This window comes from Dyadobacter fermentans DSM 18053 (assembly GCF_000023125.1).
Lineage (GTDB): Bacteria > Bacteroidota > Bacteroidia > Cytophagales > Spirosomataceae > Dyadobacter > Dyadobacter fermentans.
The window spans coordinates 5,632,912-5,656,702 of sequence record NC_013037.1; the positions used below are offsets into that span (position 1 = coordinate 5,632,912).

21 protein-coding genes are annotated in these 23,791 nt (G+C 51.2%); 18 read left to right on the plus strand and 3 right to left on the minus strand.

All coding sequences use genetic code 11. The annotated features are described in order from the left end of the window. Position 1: 1 nt before the first annotated feature. The 6 genes from DFER_RS23255 (at position 2) to DFER_RS23280 (ending at position 5,696) form a co-directional block, all read left to right on the plus strand. Entirely contained in the window at positions 2 to 1,378 is a 1,377-nt protein-coding gene (locus tag DFER_RS23255; protein ID WP_015814112.1) for a glutamine synthetase family protein, read from the plus strand. Positions 1,379 to 1,511: 133 nt separating this feature from the next. Continuing rightward, on the plus strand, positions 1,512 to 2,285 hold the full coding sequence (locus tag DFER_RS23260) for a glucose 1-dehydrogenase (RefSeq protein ID WP_041735462.1): 774 nt from the start codon (positions 1,512 to 1,514) through the stop codon (positions 2,283 to 2,285). A 98-nt stretch (positions 2,286 to 2,383) separates the two neighbouring features. Beyond that, the gene (locus tag DFER_RS23265) at positions 2,384 to 3,769 is read left to right on the plus strand and encodes an aldehyde dehydrogenase family protein (RefSeq protein ID WP_041735463.1); all 1,386 of its coding nucleotides are present in this window, start codon (positions 2,384 to 2,386) and stop codon (positions 3,767 to 3,769) included. 47 nt (positions 3,770 to 3,816) lie between these two features. Further along, complete coding sequence (locus DFER_RS23270) at positions 3,817 to 4,404, plus strand: Uma2 family endonuclease (RefSeq protein WP_015814115.1); 588 nt, start codon at positions 3,817 to 3,819, stop codon at positions 4,402 to 4,404. 8 nt (positions 4,405 to 4,412) lie between these two features. Beyond that, complete coding sequence (locus DFER_RS23275) at positions 4,413 to 5,117, plus strand: glutamine amidotransferase-related protein (RefSeq protein ID WP_015814116.1); 705 nt, start codon at positions 4,413 to 4,415, stop codon at positions 5,115 to 5,117. A gap of 60 nt (positions 5,118 to 5,177) precedes the next feature. Beyond that, positions 5,178 to 5,696 (plus strand): phosphoribosyltransferase family protein, encoded by a 519-nt coding sequence (locus DFER_RS23280; RefSeq protein WP_015814117.1) that lies wholly within the window; start codon positions 5,178 to 5,180, stop codon positions 5,694 to 5,696. Between the two features lie 122 nt (positions 5,697 to 5,818). On the opposite strand, the gene DFER_RS23285 is transcribed toward DFER_RS23280, so the two are convergent. Further along, a complete protein-coding gene (locus DFER_RS23285) occupies positions 5,819 to 7,765 on the minus strand; it encodes a KUP/HAK/KT family potassium transporter (protein ID WP_015814118.1) in 1,947 nt (648 codons plus the stop codon). Between the two features lie 86 nt (positions 7,766 to 7,851). Beyond that, positions 7,852 to 9,204 carry an Nramp family divalent metal transporter gene (locus DFER_RS23290; protein ID WP_015814119.1) on the minus strand — a complete coding sequence of 451 codons (1,353 nt, stop codon included), beginning with the start codon at positions 9,202 to 9,204 and terminating at the stop codon, positions 7,852 to 7,854. A gap of 153 nt (positions 9,205 to 9,357) precedes the next feature. Here DFER_RS23290 and DFER_RS23295 point away from each other — a divergent pair, with 153 nt between their 5' ends. From DFER_RS23295 to DFER_RS23340, 10 genes are all read left to right on the plus strand, one after another. Further along, complete coding sequence (locus DFER_RS23295; RefSeq protein ID WP_015814120.1) at positions 9,358 to 10,020, plus strand: metal-dependent transcriptional regulator; 663 nt, start codon at positions 9,358 to 9,360, stop codon at positions 10,018 to 10,020. Positions 10,021 to 10,034: 14 nt separating this feature from the next. Continuing rightward, positions 10,035 to 11,117, plus strand: a complete 1,083-nt coding sequence (locus DFER_RS23300; protein WP_015814121.1) for an LptF/LptG family permease — start codon at positions 10,035 to 10,037, stop codon at positions 11,115 to 11,117. Positions 11,118 to 11,260: 143 nt separating this feature from the next. Further along, positions 11,261 to 12,211, plus strand: coding sequence for a glycosyltransferase family 2 protein (locus tag DFER_RS23305; RefSeq protein ID WP_015814122.1), 951 nt, complete (start codon positions 11,261 to 11,263; stop codon positions 12,209 to 12,211). Further along, the gene (locus DFER_RS23310) at positions 12,204 to 13,640 is read left to right on the plus strand and encodes a DUF6056 family protein (protein ID WP_015814123.1); all 1,437 of its coding nucleotides are present in this window, start codon (positions 12,204 to 12,206) and stop codon (positions 13,638 to 13,640) included. Before DFER_RS23305 ends, DFER_RS23310 begins: the two co-directional genes overlap by 8 nt. Continuing rightward, the gene (locus DFER_RS23315) at positions 13,624 to 15,321 is read left to right on the plus strand and encodes a glycosyltransferase family protein (protein WP_041735464.1); all 1,698 of its coding nucleotides are present in this window, start codon (positions 13,624 to 13,626) and stop codon (positions 15,319 to 15,321) included. The genes DFER_RS23310 and DFER_RS23315 overlap by 17 nt, the downstream gene beginning before the upstream one ends. A 72-nt stretch (positions 15,322 to 15,393) precedes the next feature. Next, a complete protein-coding gene (locus tag DFER_RS23320) occupies positions 15,394 to 16,338 on the plus strand; it encodes a glycosyltransferase family 2 protein (RefSeq protein ID WP_015814125.1) in 945 nt (314 codons plus the stop codon). 4 nt (positions 16,339 to 16,342) lie between these two features. Then, positions 16,343 to 17,812 carry an MBOAT family O-acyltransferase gene (locus DFER_RS23325; RefSeq protein WP_015814126.1) on the plus strand — a complete coding sequence of 490 codons (1,470 nt, stop codon included), beginning with the start codon at positions 16,343 to 16,345 and terminating at the stop codon, positions 17,810 to 17,812. Between the two features lie 100 nt (positions 17,813 to 17,912). Further along, on the plus strand, positions 17,913 to 18,293 hold the full coding sequence (locus DFER_RS23330; protein WP_015814127.1) for a co-chaperone GroES: 381 nt from the start codon (positions 17,913 to 17,915) through the stop codon (positions 18,291 to 18,293). A gap of 17 nt (positions 18,294 to 18,310) precedes the next feature. After that, on the plus strand, positions 18,311 to 19,339 hold the full coding sequence (locus DFER_RS23335; protein WP_015814128.1) for an aldo/keto reductase: 1,029 nt from the start codon (positions 18,311 to 18,313) through the stop codon (positions 19,337 to 19,339). Then, a complete protein-coding gene (locus DFER_RS23340) occupies positions 19,336 to 20,331 on the plus strand; it encodes a polysaccharide deacetylase family protein (protein ID WP_015814129.1) in 996 nt (331 codons plus the stop codon). Before DFER_RS23335 ends, DFER_RS23340 begins: the two co-directional genes overlap by 4 nt. A 60-nt stretch (positions 20,332 to 20,391) precedes the next feature. Here the strand turns inward: DFER_RS23340 and DFER_RS23345 are convergent, their stop codons facing one another. Beyond that, on the minus strand, positions 20,392 to 20,583 hold the full coding sequence (locus DFER_RS23345; protein ID WP_015814130.1) for a cold-shock protein: 192 nt from the start codon (positions 20,581 to 20,583) through the stop codon (positions 20,392 to 20,394). A 292-nt stretch (positions 20,584 to 20,875) separates the two neighbouring features. On the opposite strand from DFER_RS23345, the gene DFER_RS23350 reads away from it, so the two are divergent. Together DFER_RS23350 and serA are read left to right on the plus strand one after the other, a co-directional pair. Then, on the plus strand, positions 20,876 to 21,673 hold the full coding sequence (locus tag DFER_RS23350) for a YheT family hydrolase (RefSeq protein WP_229206092.1): 798 nt from the start codon (positions 20,876 to 20,878) through the stop codon (positions 21,671 to 21,673). Positions 21,674 to 21,812: 139 nt separating this feature from the next. Then, complete coding sequence (gene serA, locus DFER_RS23355; RefSeq protein ID WP_015814132.1) at positions 21,813 to 23,720, plus strand: phosphoglycerate dehydrogenase; 1,908 nt, start codon at positions 21,813 to 21,815, stop codon at positions 23,718 to 23,720. Positions 23,721 to 23,791 lie beyond the last annotated feature (71 nt).

Sequence of the window (23,791 nt, forward strand, 5' to 3'; positions counted from 1 at the left end):
GATGAGTAAAAAAGGATTTCTGACGCTGGATGAACTTTCGGGCAAGATTGGAGGGGGAGAAATTGAAACCATTGTCGTTGCATTCACCGACCATTACGGCCGCCTGATGGGCAAGCGTGTCGACGCCGACTTTTTCCTGGATTCCGTTTCCAGATCGGGCACACACGGCTGCAACTACCTGCTCACGACGGACATCACGATGGAGCCGATCCCCGGCTACCGCTACGCCAACTGGGAGCTCGGCTACGGCGATTTCCACATGGTCCCCGACTTTTCCACATTACGCATCGCCGCCTGGCTCGAAAAAACGGCCATGATCCTTTGCGATGTTCACAATGACAAATCGCACGAGCTGGAATCCATCGCGCCGAGATCCGTCCTGAAAAAACAACTCGCCGCACTCGCAGCCGACGGACTCGAATGCTCCGCGGCCTCGGAACTGGAATATTACCTGCTGGAAAACAGCTACAAGCAGGCATTTGAACAAAACTACCAGAACCTGACGCCAGCCGGATATTACCTTGAAGATTACCACATTATGCAGGGCACGCGGAACGAGAAATTCACATCCGTGGTCCGCAGGCATTTGAAAAATTCTGGCATTCCCATTGAAACGTCCAAAGGCGAATGGGGCCTCGGCCAGCACGAGCTGAATGTAAAATACGCCGACGTGCTCGCGATGGCCGACAACCACGTCGTATACAAGCAGTGCTTAAAAGAAGTCGCCGACGCGATGGGTCTTTCGGTCACGTTTATGGCCAAGTTCGCAACCGACCAGGCTGGTTCGAGCAGCCATATTCACATGAGTTTGTGGAAAGATGGTATAAACCTCTTCGATGGCGACCAGCAATTCGGACCGGTTAAAGGCTCTGATATTTTTCGCTGGTTCCTCGGCGGTTGGATTAAGCACGTGCCCGATGTGATGCCTTTCTACGCCCCGACTGTCAATTCCTATAAACGCTTCGTGGACGGCTCCTGGGCACCTACGCGGCTGGCTTGGAGCTATGATAACCGCACGGCCGGTTTTCGCGTGGTAGGCAGCGGTGCCAGTTTGCGCATTGAATGCCGCATTCCCGGCGCGGATTGCAATCCGTACCTCGCATTTGCCGCATCGCTCGCTTCCGGTCTCGACGGCATCCGAAACCGCATTGAACCGCCGGAATGCTTCGAAGGCGACATTTACGCAGCCGCGCATTTGCCGCGCGTACCCTACACCCTGGGCGAATCCATTGCCTTGTTTGCGCAAAGCACATTTGCTAAAGAAGCATTCGGCCCGGAAGTGGTGGAGCATTACACGCATTTTTTCAAAACTGAGCAGCGTGCGTACGAGACTTCCGTAACCGACTGGGAGCGGAAGCGGTATTTTGAGCAGATTTGAGTGAGGGGTTTGGTGGCCGCGGAGCGGCTTCCTGTTTCTGGGGAGACGTTGCAAAATGATTTCAGGCCCCGGCGGGGCCTCCTTTTCCGTGACTCAATTACTATTTATTGTCAAACCATATCAATTCAACCCCATGCGCTTAGAAAACAAAGTCGCGCTTATTACAGGTGGTAGCGGCGGCATTGGCCGGGAAACCGCCATTTTGTTTGCCAAAGAAGGAGCTAAAATCGTAGTGACCGACGTGAACGACGTGGGCGGTCAGGAAACTGCCGATGAGATCGTAAAAAACGGCGGAGAGGCGTATTTTCTGCATTCGGACGTTTCCAAAGCAGCTGATTGTGAGGCGGCTGTCGCGTTCACGGAAGAGAAATTCGGGAAACTGAACGTCATTTTCAACAATGCGGGCATCATGCACAGCGACGACGATAATGCCGTAACGACGGAAGAAGCGATCTGGGACCTCACGATGAACATCAATGCGAAAGGCGTGTTCCTGGGTTGCAAATATGGCATACCGGCATTGCAGCGCGCCGGGGGAGGATCTATCATTAATACGGCGTCGTTTGTGGCGATATTGGGCGCCGCCACGCCACAGGTAGCTTACACGGCCAGCAAAGGGGCCGTTTTGGCGCTCACACGCGAGCTCGCTGTCATCCACGCGCGCGAGAACATCCGCGTGAACGCATTATGCCCGGGCCCGCTGCGCACGGAGCTCCTCATGAAATTTCTGAATACCGAAGAAAAGAAGCAGCGCCGCCTGGTACACATCCCGATGGGCCGTTTCGGCGAAGCGAAGGAAATGGCCTATGCCGCATTGTTCCTCGCTTCGGACGAAGCATCCTTTGTCACCGGCACCGACTTTCTGGTCGATGGCGGAATTACTTCTGCTTATGTAACACCTCTTTAAATGGAGGAAGGAGGATGAAGGAAGGGAGGATGGGATTTTCAAAGTCCGGTGCATTCCCTTCCTCCATTTTCCCCTTCCTCCCTTTTCTCCCATTAATCATGACCCAAAAAACAATAAGCCCGATAGACGGCTCCGTGTATGTGGAGCGCGAGCTGGCGACGCCGGCGGCTGTGGAAGCTGCTTTGGAAAAAGCGGTAGCAGCCCAAAAGGAATGGAAAAAATCGACATTGGCCGAACGTGAGGCCGTATGCCGGAAGGCGCTGGAATATTTCCTGAACAATGCCGACGAAATCGGCCTGGAACTGACATGGCAAATGGGCCGGCCTGTGCGCTATACCGCCAACGAGATCCGCCGTGGTTTCCAGGAGCGGGCCAATTACATGATTTCCGTCGCCGAAAAGGCGCTGGCGGAAGTGGAAGTCGATGAGGTTCCGGGTTTTAAACGATTTGTGAAGCGCGATCCGCTGGGTGTCGTATTCGTGGTGGCGCCGTGGAATTATCCCTATTTGACGTCCGTCAACTCGGTGATACCCGCGATTATGTCGGGCAATGCGGTGATTTTGAAGCACGCCCAGCAAACGCCGCTTTGTGCAGAGCGCTACGCGGCGGCGTTCGAATATGCCGGCTTACCCGAGGGTGTATTTCAATATCTGCATCTAAGCCACGACCAGGTGGCCCAGGTGATCGGCGACGCGCGTGTTGACTATGTGGCATTTACCGGTTCCGTGGAAGGTGGTCATGCTGTTCAAAAGGCTATTAATGAGCGTTTTATCATTGGTGGTTTGGAGTTGGGAGGAAAAGATCCCGCCTATGTGCGTGCGGATGCGAACCTGGCCGATGCCGTTGAAAACCTTGTGGATGGCTCGTTCTTCAATTCGGGACAATCGTGCTGCGGCATCGAACGCATTTATGTGCATCAGGATGTGTATGAGGATTTTGTCAAAGGCTTTGAAGCATTAACCAAAACCTACGTCCTCGGCGATCCGCGTGATCCTGAAACGACATTAGGGCCGATGGTGAGAACATCAGCCGCCAATTTTGCACAAAAACAAATCGACGACGCCATTGCCAATGGTGCCACCGCGTTGATCGACCCTGCATTGTTTCCTGCGCACCAATCGGGCACACCTTACCTCGCGCCGCAGGTGCTTGTGAATGTGAACCATTCGATGGACATTATGCAGGAAGAAACCTTCGCGCCGGTAGTCGGCATCATGCCCGTTTCGAGCGACGAGGAAGCTATTCGCCTCATGAACGACAGCCAGTACGGCCTCACCGCTTCCATCTGGACCTCGGACGTGGACGCCGCATTGCAAATTGGCGAGCAGGTCGAAACCGGCACCTGGTTCATGAACCGCTGCGACTACCTCGATCCGGCATTAGCCTGGACGGGCGTCAAAAATTCAGGCCGCGGCTGTACGCTTTCGGTAGTCGGTTATGAAGCATTGACACGGCCTAAGTCTTTTCATTTGAAAATAGGGTAACTTGGTTTGATGGACTATCTTTAATCCTAAATCATTCGAATTGAGACATGAGCAGCATCGACACACTCGACTTAAATGGAACTTACAGCTATGCCGATTACCTGAAATGGCAGTTCAAAGAGCGCCTGGAACTGATCAAAGGCAAGATCTTTAAAATGTCGCCTGCGCCAGCGACAAAACATCAAAAAATTGCCGGGATGCTTTTCGCTGAAATATGGCACCTGCTCAGAAATAAGGATTGCCAGGTTTTTGCAGCGCCATTCGACGTGCGGCTTCCGAGGTTTGACCTGAAATCGGACAAAGAAATTCTGACCGTGGTCCAGCCGGACATTTCGGTGATTTGTGACCCGCGAAAAATAGATGAAAAAGGCTGTATCGGCGCGCCGGACTGGATAATTGAGATACTTCCTCCCGGCAACACCAGGAAGGAAATGAATGACAAGTTCGAAGTGTACGAAGAGTCCGGCGTGAAAGAATATTGGCTCGTGGAACCCAACGATGAAGTGGTGCTCGTGTATGTGTTGAGGGATGAAAAGTACACCGGATTGAGGCCGTATACCGTGGGCCAGGCCCTTACGTCGGTTACCTTGCCTGACTATACCGTCGAACTGAGCCAGCTTTTTGATAAAAAGTAAAGAATAAGATGACAAAAGTCGGTTTACTGGAATGTGACCATGTGCGCGAGGAACTGCTGCCGATTGCGGGCGATTATCGCGAGATGTTTCCAGCCTTGTTTGCACAGGTGGCGCCGGAGTGGGAGTTTACATTTTATGATGTGTGCAACGGACATTTTCCGCGGTCGGTGGGTGAATGCGAGGTGTATGTTTGCACGGGGTCCAAATCTTCGGTTTACGACGATGAGCCTTGGATTGAGCAGTTGAAAGGTTTTGTGAAGGAAATTCACGATGCCGGCAAAAAATACCTGGGCGTTTGTTTCGGGCACCAGATGCTGGCGGAGGCTTTGGGCGGGAAGGTGCAGAAATCGGCCGTGGGTTGGTGTGTGGGCGTGCATAACTTTCAGGTTTTGAATCTCGAAGAATGGATGGTGCCGGCCCGCCCGTCGTTTAATCTGCTGATGATGTGCCAGGACCAGGTCATCGAATTGCCGCCTGACAGCACATTACTTGCCGAAACGCAGGATTGCCCCGTTAGCATGTTCCGGGTGGGCGAAAATATGGTCGGCATACAGGCTCATCCCGAGTTTCCGAAGCCCTATGAAAAGGCATTGATGGAAATCCGCACGGAGCGGATCGGTGCCGCGAAGGTTGAAATGGGCATTGTGAGCCTCGAACTGCCGCTGCACGAGTTGACTTTTGCGAATTGGTTAAAGAACTTCGCGGCGCTATGAAGTAGTCATGCGGTTTGTTATTTTTACCGCTGCTAAGATTTTAAATTATCCATTCCCGCAATGACCGAGAACAACACGGTATCCAGGCGTCAGATTTTGAGCGCGCACCAGACGAGCCAGAAAATACGCCGGATCGCTTTTGAAATATACGAACAGAATTTTGAGGAAAAAGGCATTATCATAGCCGGAATTGCCGGAGAAGGTTTCGCTTTTGCCAAACGCCTTACCGCTGAATTGACGGAAATTTCCCCGCTCGACGCTCAGCTGATCGAATTGCGCTTCGACAAAAACATTCACCAGCAAAGCCCGATCCTGTTTGACCGCGACCTGAACGTGGAAAACCAGGTCGTGATCGTCGCCGACGACGTGCTCAACACGGGCCGCACCCTCGCATTCGCATTGGAGCCATTCCTGAAAGTACCTATGAAAAAGGTGCAGGTAGCTGTGATCGTTGACCGCAGCCATCACAAATTTCCCGTCCACGCCGATTACGTGGGGTATTCGTTGAGCACCACGCTCACCGAGCATGTGGAAGTTGTATTGAGCCGCGAGACAGAGGAAGGGGTGTATTTGAAGTAATACTGGCCACAAAAAAGGTATAAAGTGAAAGCACTTATGAATCACGCATTTCGTGTTCATAAGTGCTTTCACGGTTTCAATGGCAAGATTTATGGAAAAGCTCCGGCAGCCGCGAATGCAGCTTAGTTATACACGCGTCGAAGCTTTACGTTTTCCACCGGACGGATAATCAGCGGCACTTTCTCAATCTTCACTGAACTGCTGTCCAGCCCGAACCATTTATCCTCCGGCGTCGTGAAGTCTTTTACGAAGAAATAGGTTTTCATAACGAGCTGTTCCAGGAATGGCAGGTCGTTTTCAAACGACAGGAACCTTTCGAGGACGACAAACCGGAAATCACCGGTAATGTTCTGTTTGCTCAATGATTCGTACCGGCTGGTAATATCTACTTCCTTGTTCAGTACCATATCCTCCACCACTTTCCGGAAGAACATATTGATCCGCTGGTCGACGCGGAAGCCGAGCCGGAAGTTGATTTTGATTACATTATCGTTATTGTCATCGTCGGATAACACCTTGTATTCCATTGTGTAAGGATCATCCGTGATGTCGACGTGGATAAACCAGTACACATCGGCGCGCTTCGGCCGCTTCTGGAAAATGGAGTAAATGACCTTCGTTTCAATCTCCGTTGCGCGCGAGGCGTTGGTCATGAAAACGAGGTGCGTCGTGTATTTGGGAATACTGATGTCGCGGCTCAGCTCGTGCAATGCAGGCAGGTATTTTTCCAGCTTGGTGTATTCGGTGAGCCTGAGCTTGATGTAAAATGCTTTGAGCCACACGGCCATCAGTCCCGCAACAATTGTTCCGACCATGATCGTAAACCAGCCGCCGTGCGTGAATTTCAGCAGGTTAGCGCCGAGGAACATGCCCTCGATGAATAAGTATAGCAGCATGAACACGATCACAATCCAGAGGTTCACCCGTTTGATATACAAATAATAGGAGAACAGGATCGTAGTCATAATCATCGTAAGCGTAATGGCAAGGCCGTACGCGGCTTCCATGTTCGACGATTTCTGGAAAAACAGCACCACGCCGCAGCAGCCGAGCCAGAGGAGCCAGTTGATGCTCGGCACGTAGAGCTGGCCTTTCTGGTCGCTGGGATAGATGAGGCGTACTTTGGGCCAGAAATTGAGACGGATGGCTTCGGAAATCAGTGTGAATGAGCCGGTGATAACCGCCTGGCTGGCGATAATGGCCGCTAATGTCGCGATGACGACGCCCGGCAGCAGCCACCATTCGGGCATAATTTCGTAAAATGGCTTCCGCGCATCAAGCAGGTTGCCCATTTCGGTGATCAGCCACGCACCCTGGCCGAAGTAGTTGAGTATCAAACAAATTTTAACGAAAATCCAGCTGATGCGGATGTTCTCACGGCCGCAATGTCCGAGATCGGAATACAATGCTTCGGCACCTGTGGTACACAAAAACACCGCGCCGAGCATCCAGAAACCGCCGGGATGCTTGGTAAGCAGGTCGAAACCGTACATCGGGTTCAGTGCTTTGAGGATTTCGGGGTGGTCTTTGATCTGGTTCAGACCGAGTACGCCCAGCATTACGAACCACGTGACCATCAGCGGCCCGAATGCACGTCCCACCACTTTGGTACCGAACGCCTGGATGATGAAGATCATCGTGAGAATGGCAATGACGATCGGAACGGTCTGAATATTAGGATATAACAGCTGCAAGCCTTCCACCGCCGACGATACGGAAATGGGCGGCGTAATGACCCCGTCGGCGAGCAGCGTACTTCCGCCGATAACGGCCGGCACCGTGAGCCACTTCGCATGCTTGCGTACGAGCGCATACAACGCGAAAATCCCTCCCTCGCCGCGGTTGTCGGCCCGGAGGATGAGAATCACGTATTTCACGGTGGTTTGAAGCGTGAGCGTCCAGAAGATACACGAAATAGCCCCGTAGATAATTTCTTCGGTGATGGGCTCATTCATGATAATCGCCTGCATTACATAAAGCGGCGACGTACCAATGTCGCCATATATAATGCCGAACGCCACCAGAAGTCCGGCAGCCGTTACCTTGTCAACTTTGTGTTTTGATTCCATCCACCTTTCATATAAAACGGCGAAAGTTAGGAAACGGCTTGCAAAGAAGGTATTAGAGCATACAAATTTAATTTGTCAGGCCGACACTAAGCGGTAAAAGTGTTGAACAGCAGGTAGCCATTTAACCCGATAATAATCAGCGCAATGACCCAGCTAATGGCCGTCAATGCACGCGAATTGGCGAACCGGCCCATAATTTGGCTGTTTGAGGTAAAGAATACCAACGGCACCACGGCAAAGCTCAGTTGCAGGGAGAGAATCACCTGGCTAAGCACAAGCAGCTCAGCTGTGCCGCGTTCGCCGTACAGGGACGAGACAATGAGCGCGGGGATGATGGCAATACCGCGGGTGAGCAAGCGGCGCACCCAGGGTTTCAAACGGATGTTGAGAAAGCCTTCCATGACAATCTGCCCCGCGAGCGTGCCGGTGAGCGTGGAGCTCTGGCCGGATGCCAGCAATGCCAATGCGAAGAATATTCCTGCCAGGCTCACACCCAAAACGGGATCGAGCAGGTGATAGGCGTCGGTAATGTCGGCGATTTCGAAATGGCCGTTGGCGTGGAATGCCGTGGCGGCCAGGATGAGGATGGAGCCATTGATGAAAAATGCCAAAGCCAGCGAAACGGTCGAGTCGATGGTGGCAAATTTGATCGCCGTGCGTTTGCCTTCATCGTCTTTCCTGAAATTGCGGGTTTGTACAATGCTGGAATGCAGGTAGAGGTTATGCGGCATGACCGTCGCGCCGAGGATACCGATGGCAATGTAAAGCATACCCGGATCGGTCACGATCTCTTTCTTAGGTAACAATCCGCCCATAATGCCGGCCAGCGAGGGCTGTGACACGATCATTTCATACAAAAAGCTCAGCAGGATAATGCCCATCAGCCCGGCTACAATGCTCTCGATAATGCGGAAGCCTTTTTGCTGGAAATACAGGACAAGGAGCACATCGAATGCCGTAAACAGCACACCCACCGGCAATGGCAGCCCGAAAAGCAGGTTTAATGCAATGGCCGAACCGATTACTTCCGCAAGGTCGGTGGCGGCAATGGCGATTTCGGACAGTACCCAAAGCACGAAGGAAACGGGACGGGAATAATAATCGCGGCAGGCCTGTGCAAGGTCGCGGCCGGATGCGATGCCGAGTTTGAGCGACAAATGCTGCAAAAGCATCGCAAACAGGTTTGAAATAAGGATCACTGAAAGCAGCGTGTAACCAAACCGGGAACCGCCTTCAATATCGGTAGCCCAGTTGCCCGGATCGATGTATCCAACGGCCACCATCAGCCCCGGGCCGGCGAATGCAGCCATTTTTTTCCAGAAACCGGCTCCTTCCGGCACGGAAATAGAGGAGTGAACTTCGGACAGCGAGCGGAGCCGATCGCCGTCTTCGGGTGCTTTCTCTTGCAAGGATTTATCTATTTTGAAATCGTCAATCATTCCCTTAGTCTCCGAAATAAACAATTTAGAATTCTGAAAACAAATATAAGGAAATTCTGAATATATTTTTAGGTTAGTCTAAATTTTTTATTTTACAAACAGGAAGTCGTACTTTTGCCGGATATTCAAGATTGGTAACCGGGGCTTACGGGCATGCAGAATTCCTTCACAGAAGAAAATTATTTAAAGATCATCCATGCACTTTCGGGACGCGAAGGAGTGGAGGTGAGCACCAACGCGCTGGCCGAAAGCACATCCACCCGCGCGGCGTCGGTGACCGACATGCTGCGTAAGCTGGCTGAAAAGGGATTGATACACTATAAAAAATACCAGGGTGTGACGCTCACCGAGAGCGGGGAGAAGGTGGCGATCAAAGTGATCCGCAAGCATCGCTTGTGGGAGGTTTTTCTCGTTGAAAAGCTGGGCTTCGGCTGGGACGAAGTGCACGACATTGCCGAGGAACTGGAACATATTCCGTCGGAAGTGCTGGTGGAAAAGCTCGATGCTTTCCTGGGCCATCCCAAGTTCGATCCCCACGGCGACCCCATTCCGGATGCCAAAGGAAACCTTACCGAACCCGATTACCTGATCCTGACCGACGTGCAGGTTGGTGAAAAAGTGTTAATGATGGGGGTGCTCGACCATGCACCGTCGTTCCTGCAACACCTTGATCGGTCGGGTATTACGCTAGGGGCGGTGATTGAGATGAAGGAAATAAATGAATACGACAAGTCGGCGTCCGTACAGATTAACGGCGGCCCGACGTTGTTTATCAGTCTCGAAGTGTCTAAAAACCTGCTGGTACAGCGCCGATGAGACCCTAACCAGCCATGAAATTCAAGATCCTCGATCGGTACCTGATCAAAAACTTCCTGATTACCTATGTGTTCGTGGCGTTCGTCATCGTACTGATCATCTGTATGATCGACTATACCGAAAAGGTAGACGACTTTCTCGACAAAAAGGCCCCGCTCCGCGAGATCATCATCGATTATTACCTCAATCTGATTCCCTACTGGATCAATTACATCAGTCCGCTGATGGTGTTCATCGCCACGGTGTTCTTCACCTCGCGCATTGCGGCCCGGACGGAGATTATCGCCATGCTGAGCAGCGGGATCAGTTTCGGACGGATGCTGCGGCCCTACATGGCCGGCGCGGTGGTGCTGGGTATCCTCACCTTCATCCAGGTAGGCTGGGTGCTGCCCAAAGCCAATAAGATCCGCAACAGTTTTGAGAAAACTTATGTAAAAAACGAGTTCTATTTCAGCGGGCATAACGTGCACATTACCATCGCGCCCGACGTGTACGCCTACCTCGAAAGCTATAACACCACCACGCAAACGGGCAACAAGTTCACGATGGAGACGATCAAAGGCACGAAACTGCTTCAAAAGTTTTACGCCGACAAGATCGTGTGGCAGCCCAAAAAGGGCAAATGGACGCTGCAAAACTACCAGGTGCGCACGCTCGACAGCCTGGGCGAGCGCCTGAGCCGTGGCACGGAGATCGATACGACCATTAATTTATCACCCAAAGATTTCGAAAGTGATTATAACCTGTTCGAAACTTTCACATTACCGGAGCTCAATGCCTACATTGATTTGCTGAAGAGCCGCGGCGCGGACGGTCTGGAAGTGTATCTCATCGAAAAATATACGCGGTTCACGCAGCCGTTCGCGATCCTGATCCTGACGGCCATCGGTGTGATCGTTTCGGCCCGGAAAAGCAGGCGGGGTGTGGGCTGGCAGATTGCACTCGGTTTTATGCTGGCATTCATTTACATCCTGTTCTTTTTGCTGTCCAAGGGCGTCGCCGAGGCGGGAACCATTAACACACTTTTTGCCGTGTGGCTGCCGAACATAGTGTTTTCGGCGATCGGCGTGTTGCTTTACAAAACGTTGCCCAGGTAACCATGCCGGTGCCAGGATTTTCTCCTGACGCCGCAAAATAATTGAGGCCGGTAAATAGTACTTAATACCTGACCGGCCACTATGAAAAGGAGCATATTAACTTATTACTGCTATTTTTGTCGATTCAACCAACAGGGTGACTTATGAATCCAGCTCGTTTACTTTTAGTCATACCATGCTACAACGAAGAGGCGATCTTGTACCGGACGTATGCTAAATTAAACACCTACTACAACGGCATCAAGGAGCAGGGCCTCATTGCGGAGGACAGTCGCATCTGTTTTGTAAACGACGGCAGCCGGGACAAAACCTGGCAGATCATCGAAGAGCTGGCCGCCAAAGACGCGAGCGTGATCGGCGTAGGGCTTTCGCGCAATTTTGGCCACCAGAGCGCCATTATGGCCGGTTTGGAACAGCACGTGAACGATTACGACTGCTTTATCACCATCGACGCCGACTTGCAGGACGATATCAACGCCATTACGGCCATGATCGAAAAGCACCGCGAGGGCGCGCGCATCGTGTACGGCGTCCGCTCCGACCGCAGTTCTGATTCGTGGTTCAAGCGCTCCACTGCCGAGGGATTTTATGTATTAATGCAAAAAATGGGCGTGCCGGTGGTTTTCAACCATGCCGATTTCCGTTTGATGGACCAGCGCGTTCTCAAAGAGCTCGGAAACTTCCGGGAGATCAATATGTTTCTCCGCGGCATTGTACCGCTCATAGGTTTTAAAAATGAAAAGGTATTTTACAGCCGCCTCGAACGCGAGGCCGGCGAAACGAAATACCCGCTCAGCAAAATGCTGCTTTTCGCCTGGAACGGCATTACCTCGTTTTCCACATTCCCGATGCGGCTGGTGCTGTATTTCGGGTTTGTCAATTTCTTTATCGCGATGCTGATCGTGGTGTACATCCTTTTTTCTTTCCTGATTGGCCGCACCGTGCCGGGCTGGACGTCGACCATGCTGCCGCTAACGTTTTTCAGCGGATTCAATATGATGGCGCTTGGCCTGATCGGCGAGTATATCGGCAAGATTTATGAAGAGGTAAAAGGCCGCCCACGCTATATCATAGAAAAAATTGTCAATGAATAGATTTTATAGAAAATACCGCGTTGTTGGCAACTGGATCAACATTCTGCTCATGCTGACCATGCTGGTGCCGCTCCTGGCGCTTTCGTATTTCAATCACCCTTCGCCGGCGGATGACTTCTGTTACATTTTTACGGTGTTCAAAATAGGCTGGTTCGAAGCGATGAAGCTCTATTACACCGAATGGACAGGCCGCTATTTCGGCATTTTCCTCAACCACACCAGTCCGCTGCTCTTTCATTCCATTGCCGGGTTCAAAATTCTGCCGGTAGTTTTGCTGGCGGGAATGGTGTTCGCATTGTACAGCCTGTTCCGGCATCTTACGCCCACCTTGTCGCGACTGGCGCATCTGGGCTTTGCAGGTGTGGTTTTCTTCCTCTACATCCTCAAAATGATGAGCATTTCGGAAGCATTCTACTGGATGGCGGCATTTGTGACCTATACCGTGCCGAACATTCTCACATTGCTCTGGATTGTGCTTGTATTGCGCTGGTACCGTCAGGATACCCAGCCGGCCAAGCTATTTGTAGGCGCACTGTCGGCATTTCTGATCTTTGCCGTGATCGGCAGCAGCGAAACCAACCTGCTCATTATGGTGCTGCTCGTGGGCGCGTGGCTTGGTTACCGCGTGCTCTTCCATCGTAAAGTGGATGCATTCATGATTTCGATGGCGGTGGTGACGGCGCTTTCGTGCTATTTCTATTTTGCATCACCGGGCAATGCGGCGCGTATCGGTGGTAACCCGCTCGGCGGCAACATTCCGTTCTCGCTCACTTCGTCGTTTGCAAAGCTGGCGTTCCTGGGTTTCGACTGGGTTTTTCGTACCCCGCTGATATTCTTCACACTGGCGTGGATTTTCGTGCTTTCGCGACTCTCGGAAGGCGCCCGTAATTACTTCTCCATTCCGGTTTGGTACGCGGTGCTGCTCTTCATCGGCGTGCTTTCGGCGCAGTTGTTCCCTTCCTATTACGGAGTGGGCATCGAGCCTACGCCGCGGGTGATCAACTGCGTATATTTCTTTTTCCTGATCGGCTGGTTTTATGTCGTCGGTGTTATTTTTCACTATTTCAAACAGCGGAAGATCAATTTCCTGCCATCCTCCACCGTGCGGTATGGCGTAGTTTATGCGGTGCTGCTGGTGTCGGTAGGCGTATCGTTTTTTGGAAGTAGTAATGTGAAAATGATATACGGCGACTTGCTGAAAGGCCGTGCGGCAGCATTCGACAAAGAAATGTACCAGCGCTACGCATTGATCAAAAATTCACAGGAAGACATTCTGTACCTGCCGCCGGTGCGTTCCAAACCGATGTCGATCTTCCTTGACGATGATATTAAAACCAATCCCGACCATTGGTGGAACAAATGCACGGCGGGTTATTTTGGCAAAGAGGCCATTTACATGAAAGATACAGAAGGTGGACAACAGCAATAAAAGGCCGCTTCTCTTCCTGGTAATGGCGCTGCCGGTCGTGTTTTGGGTAGCCGTGATCCTGTACTATTCGGTGAATCTGCCCTGGTACGACGATTTCGACCCGTTCCCCGATTTCCTGCATAAGTGGATCAGCAGCGATGCATTGCCGGAACGGTTGAAACTGCTTTTCCAGCCCAATAACGAACACCGGATGGTAGTAGGCAAGCTCGCCACGCTGCTCTACTATTGGATTACCGGGCATCTCAATTTTACATTCCTGCACATTGGTGCGGCGCTTTTTACATTAGGCACGCTGGCGGTGTTCTGGCGGGCATTCAGGCGGTCGGAGCTCAGCGGCTGGTATTTCCTGCCCATTCCGTTTTTGTTATTCCAATTGCAATATCACCTCATATTCCTGTGGGCGATTTGCGGCTGGCAGCATGAGCCGGTGGTGTTTTTCGTGGTGCTATCCATGTTTTTGCTTTCGGGAAAGCGCTTCGCTGGAGCATTGCTCGCGGGCGTATGCGCCACATATGCGATGAGCAGCGGCATTTTCGTGTGGCCGGCGGGCGTGGTGGTGCTGGTTTTGCGCTCACAATACAAGCAGTTGGCGGCGTGGATCGTGGTGGGCATTGTGGCGGTTGGGCTGTATTTCTACGGCATGTCGGCGCAGGGTAATGAGTCCAGTTTTGCGTTTTTTGCCAAATATCCGCACTTGTCGGTGCTCGGCTTTTTTGCATTCCTGGGCGGACTGTTCGATTTCTTTCCTCAAAAAAGCATCGTCGTGCGCTCCGCATTGCCGGTGTTCATGGCTTTTGTGGCGATGATCTGGGTGGTGATCTGGCTTTGGCGGCAGGTTACTCCGTGGCTGGGCAAAACTTTCGGAATGTTCAAAAACAATCCGGCGCCGCTTCAAAAAGATCATGCGGGCAACCTGAGTGCATTTTTGGTCGGCATTTTCAGCTTTTTGCTTGTAGAAGCGCTGGTAATCGGGCTTTTGCGGCCGAGGTTCGGGTTTTTCGTGATGATCGTGAGCAATTACAAAATCTATCCGGCGCTATTCCTCATTGCTACCTATTTATCATTTATCGTTTCAACCCAAAACCATCACGCGCGCAAGCGTGCGTGGCAGGCGGCCGCACTGATCAGCCTCGCCATTTGGGGTATATCCATTTACACCAACCTGCCGGTTATTTCGGAACGCCGGAAATATTACACGGTAAATGGCTACAACCAGCAATTCAACGGCTTCGGATTGGGTCACGTGCCCTATTCGGAAAGCGCGAAATATGTGGATACGCTGATGAAGCAGCTTGTGCAAATGGGTGTTTACAGTTATCCAAAGGAAGGGCAGGAGCTGGGGCGGCAGGTGAATGCACTCACCACCGCATTTCCCGTTGAACGTCAGGTTACGGTGGTGCACCGCGAGAAAGGCATTTACGTCAACGACCCGGAAGGCAGGATTTCGCCCATCCGCGACCATGGTGAATATGCATTCATCCGGAACGCCGAGCGATTGTATTTTTTCAAAATGGAGCCGCACGCCTACACCGGACGCAACTTTTTCAGGCAGTACGACAAAGGTTTCGACATTGAAATACCGCATTCATCGCTGCTGCCGGGTACGTACGATCTCGGTATCGTGAATGTGGAAGGAAGCGCTTTGAAGGGTGGCATTCTTGGAAAAGTGACAATACCTTAAATAATAGAAAATTTCGATAATGCACCGAAAGGTGTATTTTTGCCGCCATTGGTCATTGAAAAACTCAGCAAATTGAAAACTCCTCAAATTTCAATCGTCGCGCCGCTATATAATGAATCTGAGACGTTCCCGCTGCTGGTTCAACGTATCAACGCATTGATGGACGCCAGTCCGCTGTCCATCGAGGTGGTGCTGATCGACGACGGGAGTAGAGATGATACTGCGCTTAAAATCAGGCAGGTGGCATTGATGGACGAGCGTTATCACGGTGTTTTTCTTTCCCGCAACCACGGGCACCAGCTCGCGTTGACGGCCGGCATTTCGGCGGCCCGCGGAACGGAAGCGCTTTTCGTGATCGATGGCGATTTGCAGGACCCGCCGGAGCTTTTGCCGGAATTTTACAAATTGTTGAAGGAAGGCAACGACGTCGTTTACGCCGTACGCAAGAAGCGGAAAGAGGGTTTTGTCAAGCGAATGGGTTATTATTGGTTTTACCGCATTCTCCGCTCGATTTCTTATGTGGACATCCCGCTCGACAGCGGCGATTTCGCATTGATCAGCCGTAGGGTGGTGGATGTTTTAAATAAAATGCCGGAGGAAAGCCGCTACCTGCGCGGCATGCGCTCGTGGATTGGTTTCAAGCAGATCGGCTATGAATATGAGCGCGATGCGCGGGCGGCGGGCGAGTCGAAATACTCGTTCAAGCAGCTTTTCAGGCTGGCTTACAACGGGATATTCAATTTTAGTGAATTCCCGATCAAATTCATGAGCCGTGTGGGCATGGCGGCCATCGTCATTTCGCTGATCTATTTCGCGACGGTGGTGCTCAAAAAGCTGTTTTTTGCACACGTGATCGAAGGTTTTGCGGCCCTGTTGTTTGTCATTATCCTGTTTAGCGGCGTGCAGTTGCTCGCGCTGGGCATTATTGGAGAATATGTGCTCCGGATTTTTTTTCAATCCAAAAACCGTCCCCTGTTCATTATCAAAGAGGAAATAGTCAACCGGGAGTACATTTGACCTGATGGATTTTCATTCGATTCAATTTGCGATTTTCTTTATAGTAGTCACGCTGGCGTATTTCAGCTTGTCGTGGACCGGCCGTTGGGTGCTTTTGCTCGCAACGAGCTGCTACTTTTATATGGTTTTCAAACCGGTATTCATCCTGATCCTGTTCGGAACCATCATTATCGACTATTACGCGGGGATCTGGATTGAAAAATCGCAGGAGCAGAAGCAGAAAAAACTGCTGCTTGTAATCAGTTTGATCTCCAACATCGGTATCCTCGCATTCTTCAAATATTACGATTTCGTGCAGGATTCGGTGAATACCATTCTCGCGAACCTGCATTTACGGCCGATGTTCCCGGCATTCACCCGCCTCATTCCCGGCCCCATCGCCGAGTGGATGACGACCGGAAGCGGCGCGTTGCTGCTACCGATCGGTTTGTCGTTCCACACGTTCCAGGCGATGAGCTACACCATCGAGGTGTACCGCGGTAACCAGGCTGCCGAGCGGCATTTCGGGATCTACGCGCTGTATGTGATGTTTTACCCACAGCTCGTGGCAGGTCCTATCGAGCGTCCGCAGAACATGCTTTTCCAGTACCACTCGTTTTTTAAATACGATTTCGAGCAGGTAAAGGAGGGTTTAATGCAAATGGCATTCGGGTTTTTCAAGAAAATGGTGATCGCCGACCGCCTCGTAATGCTTGTGGACCAAGCTTATAACAATCCCGCCGACCACAACGGACTAACGCTCATCGTCGCCACGGTTTTCTTCGCGTTTCAGATCTACTGCGATTTTTCCGGCTATTCCGACATCGCCATTGGTGCCGCCCGCGTGATGGGTTTCACGCTGATGGAAAACTTTAAAACACCTTATATTTCCAAATCGATTTCGGAGTTCTGGGGCCGGTGGCACATCTCGCTTTCGTCGTGGTTCAAAGATTACCTCTACATTCCCCTGGGCGGAAACCGGAAGGGTGAATGGACCAAATACCGTAACCAGTTTATCGTGTTCCTCGTAAGCGGGCTTTGGCACGGAGCGAGCTGGAACTACGTGATCTGGGGCGCGCTCCATGGTTTTTACCAGGTAGCAGCTTCCCTGCGCGATAAGTGGCTCAAACAGGCAGGTATTGAAATGCCCAAAAATGCATTGATAAACGGCCTGAACGTCATTTTTACCTTCGTGCTCGTGACCATTACCTGGGTGTTTTTCCGAAACCACAAGGCGCCCGTCGGCCGATCGTTCCTGATCCTGGAAAAAATGGCCGGTTTCTCGTTTGCGGAGCCGCTGCAAACGCCTATGAACCATGTCGAAATGTGGTTCTGCGTGTTTCTGATCATTTTCCTGCTCGTGAAGGAGCATTTTTATCTGAAAATACCCACCCGGAGCACCACCGTGTTCTTCATCCTGTTTCCGCTGATCCTGCTGGCCAACTATTTCCTGGGCGTCGTTTCGGAAAACCAGTTCATCTACTTCCAGTTTTAAAAGGAAGGAGAAAGCGGCAAACATTTGCTCTTATTTATTTGTTACCAGTTTTTGAAGGTCGACCCGACGATCTTATTACCGATTTAAGTATCAATTTTCCATGTACGAAGTAACATCCGACAACAGGCTCAAAAGCCTGATCGTAGTAGGGGATCGTGTTCTGATCCGTCCCAAAAGCCCTAGCGACCGAACCAACAGCGGCCTGTACCTGCCGCCGACCGTCACCGAAAAAGAGCAGGTTCAATCCGGCTATGTGATCAAGGTGGGGCCCGGCTATCCCATTCCCGTGGCCGTGGAGGAAGAGCCGTGGAAAGAAACGGAAGAAAAAGTGAAATATATGCCGCTCCAATCGAAGGAAGGCGATCTGGCGATTTATCTCCAGCGCAATGCCATCGATCTGGAATATGACGGACAGAAATATGTGATCGTGCCGCAGTCGTCGATATTGATGCTGGAACGGTCGGAAGATTTGTTTGAATAACACTAACCGCTGGACGCATGAAGTACAATTTTTTGGGCAATACCGGCGTGCTCGTTTCCGAGCTCTGCTTCGGGACGATGACTTTCGGCGGCGATGGATATTTTGAAGTAATTGGAAAAGTGCAGCAGGACGAGGGCACGGCGTTGGTGAAAACGGCGCTCGACGCGGGCATTAATTTCTTCGATACGGCCAATGTTTATTCCTATGGCAAATCGGAGGAGATTCTCGGGCAGTCGTTCCGGACGCTTGGTGTGAAACGGAGCGATGTGTTTATCGCTACTAAAGCGCGTGGCCGTATGGCGCCGGGCGCCAATCAGGTAGGGCTTTCGCGGTTGCATATCATGGATTCGGTGAATGAAAGCCTTGTCCGCCTCGGCTCCGACCACATCGATCTGTTCTACATTCATGGTGTGGACGTGGAAACGTCGCTTGAAGAGACGATGCGCGGCCTGGAAGACGTGGTGCGTTCGGGCAAGGTGCGTTACCTGGGCGTGAGCAACCATGCTGCCTGGCAAATCATGAAAGCAAACGGCATTGCCGGGAAAAACGGCTGGACCAAATTCGTGGCCTGCCAGCATTACTACACCATTGCCGGGCGCGACCTGGAACGCGAACTGATCCCAATGATAAAAGACCAGAACCTGGGCCTGATGCCTTGGAGCCCTCTGGCGGGCGGTTTTCTGTCCGGCAAATATACCCGTACCAGCGAGTCCAGCGGGGAAAACCGCCGTGATAACTTTGATTTTCCACCGGTGGACAAAGAGAAGGCATACGATATCATCGATGCGATCCAGCCTATTGCGCAGGCGCACGGCGTATCTGTGGCGCAAATTGCCCTGGCGTGGCTGCTGCACCAGTCGAGCGTCACCAGCGTGATTATCGGTGCCAAAAAGCCGGAGCAACTGGCCGATAACATTGCCGCCACGAATGTGGAACTCACGGCGGACGAGCTGGAACAATTGAACAAAATCAGCGCATTGAAACCCGAATATCCGCAATGGATGATCGAACGGCAGGCGCGTGAACGCGTTCCGGGCAAGGCATGAGAAAGTTCTGGCTTTTCGTAAAGATGCATTCGCACGGTGACCAATGCCTGCGAGCCGTGCGGGTACCATTGCTGGCATGGCTCCTGTGCGCGTATGCATCGTACGCCGTCGCACAGGAGCGGAGCGTGGCCATCACGATCGACGATGTGCCGAACGTACATTTATATTCGGCGGATGGTAATTCATCAGGCCTGCTAAAAAAACTCGATTCGCTGAATTTGCCCGTTGCAATCTTTATTAACGAAGCGAATTTAAAGCAGAATACGGCATTTGAGACCAATAAAAAACTGCTTCAAACCTGGATATCCCGACCCAATGTAACGGTTGGAAATCATAGCTATTCGCATCCGAATTATGGTGAGGTCGGTTTTGAAGCATTCAAAGATGAGGTATTGAAAGGCGAAGAACTGTCGCGAAAAATGGCGGAAACGGCGGGTAAGAAGCTGGAATATTTCCGGTTTCCATTTAATGGAATGGGTAAAGACAGCTCGGCACAAGCACAAATGCAGCAGTTTTTGACGGAGCATCATTACATTTCAGCCCCGTACACGGTCGAGAGTGAAGACTGGCTTTTTTCGCAGCTTTATGAAAAAGCATTGGCGGAAGGAAACACCGCCGAAGCAAAATCGATCGGTGACCGCTATGTCGATCTCAGCCTGAAACTGTTCGATCATTTTGAGCATGTGGCGGTAAAAGTGACGGGCGCGCCGGTCAGGCAGATTTACCTTTGCCACGACAACCGGCTCAATACCGATTACCTGCCGGTTTTGATACAAAAACTGAAAGAAAAGGAATACCGGATGATCAGTTTGGCGGAAGCTATGACCGATGCGGCTTATCGGCTGCCATTGCATTATCACGGAAATTGGGGCTTTTCGTGGGTATACCGGTGGGTGAAGGATGCGGATCTGCGCCGTTCGCTCATGCGGAGTGAACCGGCGGATAAAGAAGCGCAGCAGGCTTACGAAGCGCTTACGAAAGCGAAGAAATAGGGCATTAAAAAAGCACGCTTTGAAGGCGCGCTTTCGAAATGTCCTTATTATGAACTAACCTTAGATAACGCGTACGTTAACTGCGTTTAGGCCTTTTCTTCCATTTTCTACTTCGTAAGAGACTTTGTCATTTTCACGGATATCGTCCTGAAGACCTGAAACGTGAACGAAAATGTCTTTCTCACCATTTGATGGTTGAATGAATCCGTATCCCTTTGATTCATTGAAAAACTTTACTGTACCTTCTGCCATTAGAATTGATCTTATTATTTGTAATAAGCCAAATGTAGATATAAAATGCAGATTTGCAACATTAAAGTTTTGTTTACTCAGAATTATTCCATAATATCAGAATGATTTTTTTGCCATGCCGCTAGTCCATTATTCGCATCAAATATCGCCTTTTTGGCTTCCAAACGGACATTTCCAGAGTATTTACCCTGCGCTCTTCCGGCAGATTAATGGTATAAAATATTTTCGTGAAAAAATTGTAACTCCCGATGATGACTTCCTGAATCTGGACTGGTCATATGCCGGAAACGAAGTGCCAAAACCGCTCATTATTCTCTCGCACGGCCTCGAAGGCAACAGCACCCGGCAGTACATAACGGGGATGGTTAAACTTTTGACCCAAAACGGCTTCGATTGCCTCGCCTGGAACTTCCGCAGCTGCGGCGGAGAGATGAACCAGACGGCCCGGTTTTACCACAGCGGTGCTACCGAAGATCTGAATGCAGTCATTAACTATGCCTTCGAAAAGGGGTATGCTGATGTGCGGCTCGTGGGTTTTAGCCTGGGCGGAAACCTGACTTTGAAGTATCTCGGCGAACAGGGAGCTGCTATCGACAACCGCATCAAAGGCGCGATCGTTTTCAGCGTGCCCATGGATTTGAAAGCATGCAGCCTGGCGATCATCGAGCCCCGGAACCAGATTTACATGCACCGCTTTTTGAAATCACTGAAACCCAAAGTGATGGAAAAAGCGGCATTATACCCTCAGAGGATCGATTTGAAGGACCATGCATTGGTGAAGACCCTGTATGACTTCGATCACATCTACACCGCGCCGCTGCACGGTTTCGAGGGCGCCGATCACTATTATGCCGAATGCAGCTCCCAGTTTTTCGTCGAGCCGATAACCGTACCGACGATGATCGTGAATGCGGAAAACGACCCGATCGTGCCATTCGGTAGCTTACCCATTGATGTGCTCCGCGCGCATCCCAACGTCACATTGCTGGCTACCAGGGATGGCGGGCATTGCGGTTTCCGCCCGGCGCGGCTGACGGATGAATTTTACTGGTCGGAAAAATATGCGCTGGGGTTCCTTTCCGGCCTGTGAAGAAAACTGTTCCAAACATTATTTTGTTAGCGTCATATACCAATAGATTTTGGTAATTTTGTGGCCTGTTTCAAACAGGTCGGACCCTTAGAGATAAAAATTACGTTAACTCGATCATTTTTCAGTTATTTCCCGTTTCATGTCCACATTAACTCTCAATCCACCACCGTACATTATCATTGATTTCGACAGCACGTTCACGAAAGTGGAGGGGCTCGACGAATTGGCCGCGATCGCCCTCAAAGGCCATCCGGAGCGTGATCAGATTGTTCAGAAGATTTCTGACCTGACCAACAAGGGTATGAATGGCGAAATGTCGTTTGCGGATGGTCTGCGCCAGCGAATCGCCTTACTGAAAGGCAACCGTTCGCACATCGAAGAACTGGTTACCTTCCTGCGCACAAAGGTTTCGGATTCGTTCAAGCGCAATACGCAGTTTTTGACGGAGAATGCGGAGCAGATTTTTATCGTTTCCAGCGGATTCAAAGAGTTTATCGTTCCTGTGGCTACGGAGCTGGGCATCCTGGCCGACCACGTGTATGCGAACGACTTCATCTTCGATGAAGAAGGGAATATTATCGGGATTGACGAGGAAAACGTATTGTCGATGGACGGCGGAAAGATCAAAATCCTTTCTGCACTGAATTTGTCCGGCGACGTTTACGCGATCGGTGATGGCTATACGGATTATGAATTGAAGGCATCCGGCCTGGCCAATCGTTTCTATGCATTTACTGAAAACGTGGAGCGGCCGAAAGTAACGGCCGTAGCGGACCATATTGCTACTTCGTTCGACGATTTTCTTTTTGATAACAAATTCAGCAGAAGCCAGTCTTATCCGAAAAGCCGGATCAAGGTGTTGCTGCTCGAAAACGTTCACCCGGTTGCCCGCAAGGCATTCGAGGACGAAGGATTTAATGTCGAGTTCGTAAAAGGCGCCCTCGATGAGGATGAGCTTTGCGAGCGCATCAAGGACGTTTCCATCATTGGTATCCGTTCCAAAACCACCATTACGAAGCGCGTGCTCGAACATGCGAACCGCCTGATGGCGATCGGCGCGTTCTGTATCGGAACCAACCAGATCGACCTCGACGAGGCTGCAAAAAAAGGCATTGCGGTGTTCAACGCGCCTTATAGCAACACGCGGTCGGTGGTAGAACTGGCTGTGGGCGAGATGATTTTGCTGATCCGCAATATCGTTGGCAAGAGCAATTCCATGCACAAGGGTATTTGGGATAAGTCTGCGAACGGCAGCTTCGAGATCCGCGGCAAGAAACTCGGGATGGTCGGTTACGGAAGCATCGGTACGCAGCTTTCGGTTGTGGCCGAGGCGCTGGGGATGGATGTGTATTTTTATGATGCAGTTGAAAAGCTTTCGATCGGTAATGCCAAGAAAGTGAACACATTGGAAGAGCTCCTGGCAATGTCCGATGTGCTGAGCCTTCACGTGGATGGCCGCAAGGAAAACACCAACATGATCGGCAAGCGCGAGTTTGACCTCATGAAAGACGGCGTGATCTTCCTGAACCTCTCACGCGGGCACGTGGTGGACATCAAAGCATTGGCTGATGCCGTGAAAAGCGGCAAAGTAGCCGGCGCTGGTGTAGACGTGTTCCCGAAAGAGCCGAAAACAAACGATGAAATGTTCGAAAGCGAGCTGCTAGGCCTGCCGAACGTCATCCTCACCCCGCATATTGGCGGAAGCACCGAGGAGGCGCAGGAGAATATCGGACATTTCGTGCCTTCCAAATTGCTGGAATTCATGAATAACGGCAGCTCTTACGGCAGCGTGAACTTCCCCGAAGTGCAGCTGCCTAAGCTGAAAGATTCACACCGCCTGCTGCACATCCACGCGAACGTACCGGGTGTGCTGGCGAAGCTGAACCAGATTTTTGCGAAAAACAATATCAATATCACCGGCCAGTACCTCAAAACCAACGAGCATATCGGCTACGTGATCGTGGATATTGCCAAAGATTATACAGAAGAATTTATCCAGGAAGTGAAAGAGGTTGAAGGAACGATCCGTTTCCGGATGTTATACTAAAAAGTGATTCGGATGGTCAGCTGGTTCAAGGCTGACCATTTGCTTTTCACCACTGTCCATTCACCTCATTC

Bases quoted from the DNA above. Each gene is read 5' to 3' on its own strand.
- DFER_RS23325 (WP_015814126.1), top strand. From the start codon at position 16,343: ATGGATTTTCATTCGATTCAATTTGCGATTTTCTTTATAGTAGTCACG.
- DFER_RS23330 (WP_015814127.1), top strand. From the start codon at position 17,913: ATGTACGAAGTAACATCCGACAACAGGCTCAAAAGCCTGATCGTAGTA.
- DFER_RS23290 (WP_015814119.1), bottom strand. From the start codon at position 9,204: ATGATTGACGATTTCAAAATAGATAAATCCTTGCAAGAGAAAGCACCC.
- serA (WP_015814132.1), top strand. From the start codon at position 21,813: ATGTCCACATTAACTCTCAATCCACCACCGTACATTATCATTGATTTC.
- DFER_RS23275 (WP_015814116.1), top strand. From the start codon at position 4,413: ATGACAAAAGTCGGTTTACTGGAATGTGACCATGTGCGCGAGGAACTG.
- DFER_RS23285 (WP_015814118.1), bottom strand. From the start codon at position 7,765: ATGGAATCAAAACACAAAGTTGACAAGGTAACGGCTGCCGGACTTCTG.
- DFER_RS23305 (WP_015814122.1), top strand. From the start codon at position 11,261: ATGAATCCAGCTCGTTTACTTTTAGTCATACCATGCTACAACGAAGAG.
- DFER_RS23335 (WP_015814128.1), top strand. From the start codon at position 18,311: ATGAAGTACAATTTTTTGGGCAATACCGGCGTGCTCGTTTCCGAGCTC.
- DFER_RS23270 (WP_015814115.1), top strand. From the start codon at position 3,817: ATGAGCAGCATCGACACACTCGACTTAAATGGAACTTACAGCTATGCC.
- DFER_RS23295 (WP_015814120.1), top strand. From the start codon at position 9,358: ATGCAGAATTCCTTCACAGAAGAAAATTATTTAAAGATCATCCATGCA.
- DFER_RS23280 (WP_015814117.1), top strand. From the start codon at position 5,178: ATGACCGAGAACAACACGGTATCCAGGCGTCAGATTTTGAGCGCGCAC.
- DFER_RS23260 (WP_041735462.1), top strand. From the start codon at position 1,512: ATGCGCTTAGAAAACAAAGTCGCGCTTATTACAGGTGGTAGCGGCGGC.
- DFER_RS23345 (WP_015814130.1), bottom strand. From the start codon at position 20,583: ATGGCAGAAGGTACAGTAAAGTTTTTCAATGAATCAAAGGGATACGGA.
- DFER_RS23310 (WP_015814123.1), top strand. From the start codon at position 12,204: ATGAATAGATTTTATAGAAAATACCGCGTTGTTGGCAACTGGATCAAC.
- DFER_RS23300 (WP_015814121.1), top strand. From the start codon at position 10,035: ATGAAATTCAAGATCCTCGATCGGTACCTGATCAAAAACTTCCTGATT.
- DFER_RS23255 (WP_015814112.1), top strand. From the start codon at position 2: ATGAGTAAAAAAGGATTTCTGACGCTGGATGAACTTTCGGGCAAGATT.
- DFER_RS23340 (WP_015814129.1), top strand. From the start codon at position 19,336: ATGAGAAAGTTCTGGCTTTTCGTAAAGATGCATTCGCACGGTGACCAA.
- DFER_RS23265 (WP_041735463.1), top strand. From the start codon at position 2,384: ATGACCCAAAAAACAATAAGCCCGATAGACGGCTCCGTGTATGTGGAG.